Origin of the sequence: Geobacillus sp. (assembly GCF_017515625.1) — a bacterium.
In the GTDB taxonomy this organism is placed as follows: domain Bacteria; phylum Bacillota; class Bacilli; order Bacillales; family Anoxybacillaceae; genus Geobacillus; species Geobacillus stearothermophilus.
Window position 1 is genome coordinate 21,181 of record NZ_JAFWFM010000218.1, and the last position, 7,703, is coordinate 28,883.

The 7,703-nt window shown below is 50.0% G+C and carries 12 protein-coding genes and 5 pseudogenes; 5 read left to right on the forward strand and 12 right to left on the reverse strand.

Annotated features, from left to right (window positions below):
• Window positions 1–54: 54 nt before the first annotated feature.
• The 7 genes and pseudogenes from IKE44_RS12815 to IKE44_RS12840 form a co-directional block, all read right to left on the reverse strand.
• Window positions 55–369 carry a thioredoxin family protein gene (locus IKE44_RS12815; RefSeq protein WP_094239171.1) on the reverse strand — a complete coding sequence of 105 codons (315 nt, stop codon included), beginning with the start codon at window positions 367–369 and terminating at the stop codon, window positions 55–57.
• Window positions 366–725, reverse strand: coding sequence for a ribonuclease M5 (locus IKE44_RS12820; protein ID WP_033010412.1), 360 nt, complete (start codon window positions 723–725; stop codon window positions 366–368). The genes IKE44_RS12815 and IKE44_RS12820 overlap by 4 nt, the downstream gene beginning before the upstream one ends.
• 171 nt (window positions 726–896) lie before the next feature.
• Window positions 897–1,037: a DUF2553 family protein gene (locus IKE44_RS12825; RefSeq protein WP_233205007.1), complete on the reverse strand. Its 141-nt coding sequence runs from the start codon at window positions 1,035–1,037 to the stop codon at window positions 897–899.
• Window positions 1,038–1,110: 73 nt separating this feature from the next.
• Window positions 1,111–1,494 (reverse strand): glycine cleavage system protein GcvH, encoded by a 384-nt coding sequence (gene gcvH, locus IKE44_RS12830; protein ID WP_033016348.1) that lies wholly within the window; start codon window positions 1,492–1,494, stop codon window positions 1,111–1,113.
• Between the two features lie 93 nt (window positions 1,495–1,587).
• Window positions 1,588–1,965, reverse strand: coding sequence for an arsenate reductase family protein (locus tag IKE44_RS12835; protein ID WP_033010367.1), 378 nt, complete (start codon window positions 1,963–1,965; stop codon window positions 1,588–1,590).
• 79 nt (window positions 1,966–2,044) lie between these two features.
• A pseudogene (locus IKE44_RS13805) lies at window positions 2,045–2,215 on the reverse strand (hypothetical protein); the annotation flags it as partial.
• Window positions 2,209–2,775: pseudogene (locus tag IKE44_RS12840) on the reverse strand (3-hydroxyacyl-CoA dehydrogenase family protein); the annotation flags it as partial. The pseudogenes IKE44_RS13805 and IKE44_RS12840, both read right to left, overlap by 7 nt.
• A gap of 183 nt (window positions 2,776–2,958) precedes the next feature.
• Between IKE44_RS12840 and IKE44_RS12845 the strand changes: the two are divergent.
• Window positions 2,959–3,108, forward strand: coding sequence for a YuzL family protein (locus IKE44_RS12845; protein WP_080986165.1), 150 nt, complete (start codon window positions 2,959–2,961; stop codon window positions 3,106–3,108).
• Between the two features lie 62 nt (window positions 3,109–3,170).
• On the opposite strand, the pseudogene IKE44_RS12850 reads toward IKE44_RS12845, so the two are convergent.
• Window positions 3,171–4,087: pseudogene (locus IKE44_RS12850) on the reverse strand (proline dehydrogenase family protein).
• 164 nt (window positions 4,088–4,251) lie between these two features.
• On the opposite strand from IKE44_RS12850, the gene IKE44_RS12855 reads away from it, so the two are divergent.
• Entirely contained in the window at window positions 4,252–4,509 is a 258-nt protein-coding gene (locus tag IKE44_RS12855) for a hypothetical protein (protein ID WP_033010361.1), read from the forward strand.
• Between the two features lie 30 nt (window positions 4,510–4,539).
• Window positions 4,540–4,875, forward strand: coding sequence for a spore coat protein (locus IKE44_RS12860; protein WP_033010359.1), 336 nt, complete (start codon window positions 4,540–4,542; stop codon window positions 4,873–4,875).
• Window positions 4,876–5,090: 215 nt separating this feature from the next.
• Here the strand turns inward: IKE44_RS12860 and IKE44_RS12865 are convergent, their stop codons facing one another.
• On the reverse strand, window positions 5,091–5,243 hold the full coding sequence (locus IKE44_RS12865; protein ID WP_183084366.1) for a hypothetical protein: 153 nt from the start codon (window positions 5,241–5,243) through the stop codon (window positions 5,091–5,093).
• A 99-nt stretch (window positions 5,244–5,342) separates the two neighbouring features.
• On the reverse strand, window positions 5,343–5,498 hold the full coding sequence (locus tag IKE44_RS12870; protein ID WP_162839636.1) for a hypothetical protein: 156 nt from the start codon (window positions 5,496–5,498) through the stop codon (window positions 5,343–5,345).
• A gap of 523 nt (window positions 5,499–6,021) precedes the next feature.
• Between IKE44_RS12870 and IKE44_RS12875 the strand changes: the two genes are divergently transcribed.
• Window positions 6,022–6,474, forward strand: a complete 453-nt coding sequence (locus IKE44_RS12875) for a DMT family transporter (RefSeq protein WP_230581367.1) — start codon at window positions 6,022–6,024, stop codon at window positions 6,472–6,474.
• Between the two features lie 40 nt (window positions 6,475–6,514).
• Here IKE44_RS12875 and IKE44_RS12880 read toward each other — a convergent pair whose 3' ends face one another.
• Window positions 6,515–7,069 (reverse strand): DJ-1/PfpI family protein, encoded by a 555-nt coding sequence (locus tag IKE44_RS12880; protein ID WP_049626434.1) that lies wholly within the window; start codon window positions 7,067–7,069, stop codon window positions 6,515–6,517.
• Between the two features lie 148 nt (window positions 7,070–7,217).
• On the opposite strand from IKE44_RS12880, the pseudogene IKE44_RS12885 reads away from it, so the two are divergent.
• Window positions 7,218–7,442: pseudogene (locus IKE44_RS12885) on the forward strand (IS1634 family transposase); the annotation flags it as partial.
• Between the two features lie 87 nt (window positions 7,443–7,529).
• Here the strand turns inward: IKE44_RS12885 and IKE44_RS12890 are convergent.
• Window positions 7,530–7,703: pseudogene (locus IKE44_RS12890) on the reverse strand (IS66 family transposase zinc-finger binding domain-containing protein); the annotation flags it as partial.

Genomic DNA, 7,703 nt, shown 5'->3' on the forward strand with positions numbered 1-7,703 from the left:
GTTTTTGTCATTTCCCATGAAATGTGTCAAACGGCGTCAAAAAATGGCGGATCGTCAACGCGGCAAACGGGCGCGGATTGCTTCGTACAAATAAGGGACCGAATGGAACGCATACCATTTGCCGATGATCTCTCCGCCGGCGAAAAGAAGCAAGCACGGAACGCTTTCAATTTTCCACGCCGCCGCCTGCTCGGGGATGTAGTTGATGTCCGTTTCGCAAAACGGTATGTCCGGAAACAATTGTTCTAGGACAACAAGCATGCGCCTCGCCAACTGGCACGTGCCGCACAGTGGGGTATACAACGAAAGAGCGAGAAGCGGCTCCCCTTCCACCATTCGCTTAATATCGTTTCGACCGATTGTGTTCACTCGCCTCTTCCTCTCATGAACGATTCGATACGGACGTCAAAATGGGCGCGCAGCAGCACATGCGCCAAATGCCAGATCGGGGCGGCGGCCACTTCGCGATACGCCCGGTCAATGTAAATATGCCCTGCTTCCGGAAACACCCGGCGGAACTGCCGGCGCAATTTTTCCCCCGCCTCGTCGGCATCGGCGAGCACGTACACATCCCGCCCTTCGAGTTCATCGGCCAGCTCCTCAAGGCGCGCATCGCTGATCGTGCCGTTCGTGCAAATGATGACAACCGGCTCGTTCAGCACGGCCGCCACTTTTTCCTTATCTGACCGCCCTTCCACAATAATCACTTTTTCCACCTGTCGCATGTCCGACCCACCTAACGTGAATGAGGATACAATATTGTATGGCAACAGAAAAGCAACGGCCATCCGCCGTTGCCTCCTAACACCAGCCCGCCTCCCCGTCGCAGTCGACATATTTTTGATCCGGTTCAACGGTAGCGGTGACCCATTTTCAAATTTTCCCATTTGTTCGCTTTATCCGTTTTTCCACGCTACAGCCGCAGGAAGCGGAAGGCGGCCGATGAGCTCGCCTCCCTCGTACAGTTCGATCGTGCGGCCGTTCCATTTGCCGGTGACCCGGTCCGTGACATCCAGTTGCTTCGTTTGCAACACCATCACGAGCACCCCTTTTTCATCACATTCCGGTATGTATAGGGGGCCCGGTTCGAAGCGAACTTTGCAGGAACGTTTATCCTTCGTTGATCATCGCTTCGTATTGTTCGGCCGTCAACAAGTTGTCCACTTCACTTAAGTCTTTCGGCTCAATAACGATCATCCATGCTTTTTCATACGGTGATTCGTTCACATATTCCGGATTGTCGTTCAACGCTTCGTTCACTTCGACGACCGTGCCGCTGATCGGCGCATACAATTCCGAGACGGTTTTCACCGACTCAACGCTGCCGAACGGCTCGTTCGCTGTCAGTTCCGCGCCGACTTCCGGCAGCTCGACAAACACGATGTCGCCCAGCTCCGATTGGGCGAAATCGGTGATGCCGATGCGCACTTTATCCCCTTCGACGCGCACCCACTCATGCTCTTTCGAATAACGGAGTTCTTTCGGCGTGTTCATTAAATCCCTCCAGTGCGGCAAGTTGTGTTCTTTTTCATCATAACCGATTTTTCGCCAAAACTCACTGAATTCATTTCATTTCGGCCAAATTTTTTATGTTTCCGTCGAAACGCGCCCGGCAAAACACGATTCGTAGTCTTGTTCGCGGAATCCGACCACGACCCGCTCGCCGTCCGTTAAAATCGGCCGCTTGACGAGCATGCCGTCCGAGGCGAGCCACGTGAGCATCTCGTCTTCCGAGGCGCCATCGAGCTTGTCTTTCAATCCGAGTTCGCGGTATTTCATGCCGCTTGTATTGAAAAATTTTTTGAGCGGCAGCCCGCTTTTTCGATGCAAGTCGGCGAGCTGTTCTTTCGTCAGCGGCTCGTCGACCAAATGCACCGTTTGCACCTCAATGCCGTGTTCATCGAGCCAACGCTTCGCCTTCCGGCACGTTCCGCATTTTGGATACCAGTAGAGCGTCAGCGCCATCCGCATTCCTCCCTTTCATTCGACGGCTTGGAATTCATGGAAAAAGAAGCACCAGGCAAACGCCTGGCACTTCCCATTATCACACAATATACCGTTCCGCTTCAATGAGGGCGGCAGCCGCCTCGCGTTTTTTCGCGATCACATTGATCGGCGTATGGCGCGTCAACCGGCGGAGAGCGGCGAGCATCATCCGCAGCGTGTCACCTTGTTCGACGGCGACAAGCGTTTCTTTCGCATGCGCCTCAATTTCATATAGGCGACCACATCCGGATCGGTATGCTCCGTCGGGATGATTTCAAGCAGCTTCAAATAGCGCGGCGGATTGAAGAAATGCGTGCCTAAAAAGTGTTTTTTGAAATCATCCGAACGCCCCTCCGCCATCGCGGCGATCGAGATGCCGGATGTGTTCGAGCTGACGATCGTCCCCGGCGTCCGCACCTCGTCAACGCGGGCGAAAACGCTTCGTTTGACATCCAAGTTTTCGACGACGACTTCAATGATCCAATCAATATCCGCCAGCCGATGGAAATCGTCTTCAAAGTTGCCGGTTTCAATGAGCGCCAGATTGTCTTGAGCCATCAGCGGCGCCGGCTTTTGCTTTTTCATCCGCTCCAGCGCCTGATTGGCGAGGCGGTTGCGCACTTGTTTATGCTCGAGCGTCCAACCTTTTGCTTCTTCCTCTTTCGTCAATTCCCGCGGCATGATATCCAACAGCAGCGTCGGAATGCCGACGTTCGCCAAATGGGCGGCAATGCCCGAACCCATGACGCCGAACCCAAGCACCGCAGCGCGCCGAATGCGTTTTGCCATTTCGGTTCCCCCTCACATCACTGAATGAATCATCATTCATTTTTTGGTAAAAAAATAGCCATGAAAACGTTATCTATATTCAATATATAGTATGTTGGTAATTTTTTCAATATATTTGCGCACATTTTTTTTCACATCGCCGCCGTTCTTTCAATCCATACTAACAACCAGGAGGTGAAGACGATGGCCCGGCTGAAAAAAAATCCGTCTGAACGCGGCATCAGCGCGGCGAGCGTGAAAGGAAACGCCGGCCCGACGGTCGAAGCCGACGGCGGCGGCAAGCGGACGAGCCAAAATCAGCAGTACAAAAAGCACAACATGCAAGGGGACTGAACGCCTAAGGGCGTCCGTCCCCTTTTTGCCTGCTTGACTTTCGCGCTGCCGGGCGATGGGCGTCACTTACGGAACATGCCTTTGACGACGAACGCCACGTTGGCCGGGCGCTCGGCGAGCCGGCGCATAAAATAGCCGTACCAATCGGTACCGTACGGCACGTACACGCGCATCGTATACCCTTCGCGCGCCAGCTCGACCTGGCGCTCCGGACGAATGCCGTACAACATTTGAAATTCAAACTGACTGTTCGGGATATTGTATTCCTTGACGAGCTGCTTCGTATATTCAATGATGGCGTCGTCATGCGTCGCCACCGCCGTGTAGTTGCCGTTTAGCATATGCTGCTTGATGATCTTTTTAAAGTTTTCGTCCACATCTTTTTTGTCTGGAAACGCCACTTCCGGCGGCTCTTTGTACGCCCCTTTGACGAGCCGCAAGTTCGGGCGGTACGGCTTCAGATCTTCAATGTCTTGCTCCGTCCGGTACAAATACGCCTGCAGGACCGTTCCGACGTTATCGTACTCTTTTTTCAACGTTTTAAAAATGTCGAGCGTCTTTTGGCAGCGTGAATAGTCTTCCATGTCGATCGTCACGAACACGCCGCGCTCTTTCGCCGCATCCAAAATGCGGCGCATGTTGCGCATGACAAGATCATCGGAAATGTCAAGCCCCATCGACGTCATTTTCAGCGACAGTTGCGAATTCAGCTTCTCGCGGCTGATCGCGTCGATCGCCTCTAGGCAATGGTTCGCCATCTCGTTCGCTTCTTGCTCGTTATCGACAAACTCTCCCAAGTAGTCGACCGTCACGGCCAGCCCTTTTTCGTTCAGCCGGCGGATGACATGCACCGCTTCCTCAATCGTTTCGCCGGCGACAAACCTTGACGCGCCGAAGCGGAGGCCGTATCGCTTCGCCAACCGGGTCAACGTCTTATTTTTGGACAAGAACAAAAAAAGTCGCGCATCAGCTGTTCCACTGTTGCAAGCCTCCTTGTACGGAAACGCATTCATCATCCTTATTGTACCATGTTTCCGCCCGATTGAATATGTTTTTTCCGCACGGTTTATCTTTTATATGTGAATAATTTTCCACTCACTGCACAATCTACAAGCGAACAAACCATGAAAGGAGCGAAACGCGATGCAGCAACAACCGCAAATGAACCCGCAGACCGCGATGCCCGAGCCGCCGCAAATGGTGTCATCAAAAGACGCCATGTATTTTTCCGATATGATGTCGTGGAACTTGCTCGCGGCGAAAAAGGCGCACTTTTTCGCCGCGCAATGCCGGGACCCCGAGGTGGTGCAGGCGATCGAGCGCGCCGGGCAAATGCATCAGCGCCATTACAACATGATTTTGCGTCATTTGCAAAACCCGCCGCAGCCGCCGGTGATGTGAAAGGAACATTTCTAGAGGGAGGGACGCCCGATGAACCAAAAACAAGTGCAAAATCCAGAGACGCAAGTGCCGAAAACGCCGCAAATGAACGAACGCGATTTTTTGAACGACATGTTGACAACAGAAAAATACATGACGTCGGCATACAGCGTGTACTTGCATGAGGCGAGCAACCAACCGTTATATCAAGAAATGATGAACATTTTCACAGAAACACAAAACTGCCAGCGCGAACTGTATAACTTGATGTTCAAAAAAGGCTGGTACAAACTTGAAGCCGCCGATCCGCAAAAGCTTCAGCAAATGTACCAGCAGTTCCAAGGGTATACGAATCAGCTCCCTTATCAAGGGAATGTCATGCAATAACAAAGCAAGAGGATGTCCGAACAGCAAAAGGACATCCTCTTTCTCAATCCGTTAAGAAGACCGGGTGCAGAAAGGGGAGAAAGGGATGGCAGCGCCATCCGAATCCGTGTGGAACATGCTGCAAACAGCCGACGTCCGCATCCGCGACACCGAGATCATTGAATAAGCACCCCTTCTTGTTCCACAGGGATGCTTATTCTTTCATGAATAGACGATCAATCCCACCAGTCTGGATACGGCGGATACAGCAGATACGGCGGATACGGCGGATACGGGTAAAACGGACGCGGAGCTAACGCGCCGCCGAGCAGTCCGCCCAAGAAGCCGCCGACAAATGGGGCGCCAAACAACAATCCTGGAAATGGCATCGTTCCTTCTCCTTTCCCCAAAGCTAGAATGCTACACTGTATTCATATGCAACAAACAAGAAAAGAGGGTGGGTCGTCCGCCCAACCCTTGCCGGTTTCTCACCACCAAATGGGGACATACCACAACGGATAGAAAAACAGCGGAACTAATGCGCTCCCGAGCAAACCGCCTAAAAAGCCGCCAAAAAACGGAGCGCCGAAGAAAAACGGGTGCGGCCGCCAAATGCGTTCATCCGCTGCTTGGAGATGGCTCATCTTGCTTCCCTCCTTCCACTTGCTTTAGTCCCACTGTATGCAGAAAAAACGCCCGTTGCTTAGGCCAGTACCTATATAAGTTGCAATAAAGATTTTCCGATTGTTCGATTCTGTTTTCCTTCATAACAAGTCATTTTGATAGAATGCGGTGGACGCTCTACTGGATGTAAAACAAAATTTCAACTTATACAGAAGGCTGGTGAAAAAAGGCGATTTCTCCCAAATCATCGATCCGTGAATGCAAGGGAAAGCTTCTTTCTAAAAGATATTCCCATTAAAGGAAATTATTTTATTTTATTTCTAATATATCCCAAAAAGGTTCATCACCAAATTTTGTGATTTAGTGACAAAAAAGAGAAAGTACTGACGAGATCCTGGCAATAATGTTAGCGGTGAAATAAACATTAAGGAGGATATTACACACATCACGAAGTATATTTAAGTAAAATAATGGATATTAGCAGACGAGACAGGAGAGAAATTAGATGAAAGAGAAAATCTTTTTAGTGTTGGCCAACTTATTTTGGGCTGGCAATTACTTAATCGGAAATACGTCGTCGCAGAAATTGGTCCTTTATGGCTCACATTCATTCGTTGGAGTGTCGCGTTCTTATTCCTTCTTCCCATCTCCTATTTTTTGGAACGGCCGCGCTACGGAGAAATCATGAAGCAATTTTGGCTGCCATTAAGCATTACCGGTATTCTTGGCATTATTGGCTATAACCTGCTTCTTTACGGAGCACTGGAATATACATCACCGATGAATGCGGCGATTGTGAACGCGTTGAATCCGGCCGTTATTGTGATCTTGTCGTATTTTCTGTTAAAAGAACGCATGACGTTTGTCAATGTGGTTGGCTTTATCCTTTCGCTCGTCAGCGTATTGTTTATTTTGACCAACGGACATCTGCAGTGGATTTTCCAAACGAGCTATAACCGCGGCGATTTGATGATGTTAATCGCCGGTGTGGTGTGAAATAAAAATCCCCTCAAGTTGCCTTGAGGGGATTTGATCATTATTTTTGAAGCAAGCGAATGAATTCGCGCATGAAACCAGGCAAGTCCGGCCAAGCATGTGCAGAAACGAGGTTTTGGTCGACATGTACTGTGCTGTCAGACACATACGTTGCCCCTAGTGCTTCCACGCCTGGCTTGCAAGCGATGTAAGCAGTCAAGCTGCGGCCTTTCAACAAATCTGGCATTGTTTCGAAAATGAGGGACGCATGGCAAATCGCAGCGATCGGTTTATTCGCTTCAAAGAAATGTCTAACAATGCGTTGAAGGTCCGCATCAAGACGAATGTATTCTGGTGAGCGTCCTCCTGGAATGACGATTGCGTCGTATTGCGTTGGATCGATATCGGCAAACGCCGCATGCGCCTCAATCAGGTATGCTTGTTTTTCCTCATATGTATCCCAGCCAGTAAAGTCATGCACAACCGTCTGTAATTTCTTTTTCTTCGGCGCCGCAATCGTTACATCATATCCTTCTTCTAATAAACGATAATATGGATAATACACTTCTAGCGCTTCTACCGCATCTCCCGTTACAATCAATACTTTTTTGCTCATGATCTTGCCTCCTTACCTACTTTTTACTTACATTTCTATCATACCGAAAGATGAAAAAAGCAAAAGAAAAATGCTTATCACTCACATTTCGCACCCTCTCGACGAAAATCGGGAGGATTTTTTCGTTCCGATGTCGAATGAATCCTTGAGAGTGCGTCAGTTTATTACTCCAGAACACCCGTTGAAGGGTCCTGGAGGCCGCAAGCTGACCCGGCCGACGGGACAGGCGATTTTTCAGCTGTTTCAATATGTGAACGTCGTCCTGTTCAAGCTGCCGGATGGGCGCATCCAACGCTCACTGGATCGCTCCCTTACCCCTGATCAGCGAAGGATTCTGCAGGGATTGGGCATGGATGAGAGCATCTACGTGTAACGTGATACGGAACGACCAGTGATGGTAAAAAAAGGATTGCCATCGCTCGTTGTGTTGATCAAAAAGTTATTCTGAAAAACTAAATAAAAAATCCTTTGTTTTGACCTTGTTAGGGTGCGAAATGTGAGTCACTTCACGTTCATGTTGTGTCACCTCGATCGTCACAGGAGGGACATCAAACACTTGACGGATATCGACTTTGAACGGTTTGACTTCACGCAAAGAAGCCCCACATCCTTGACACGTATGCACATGGTGGAC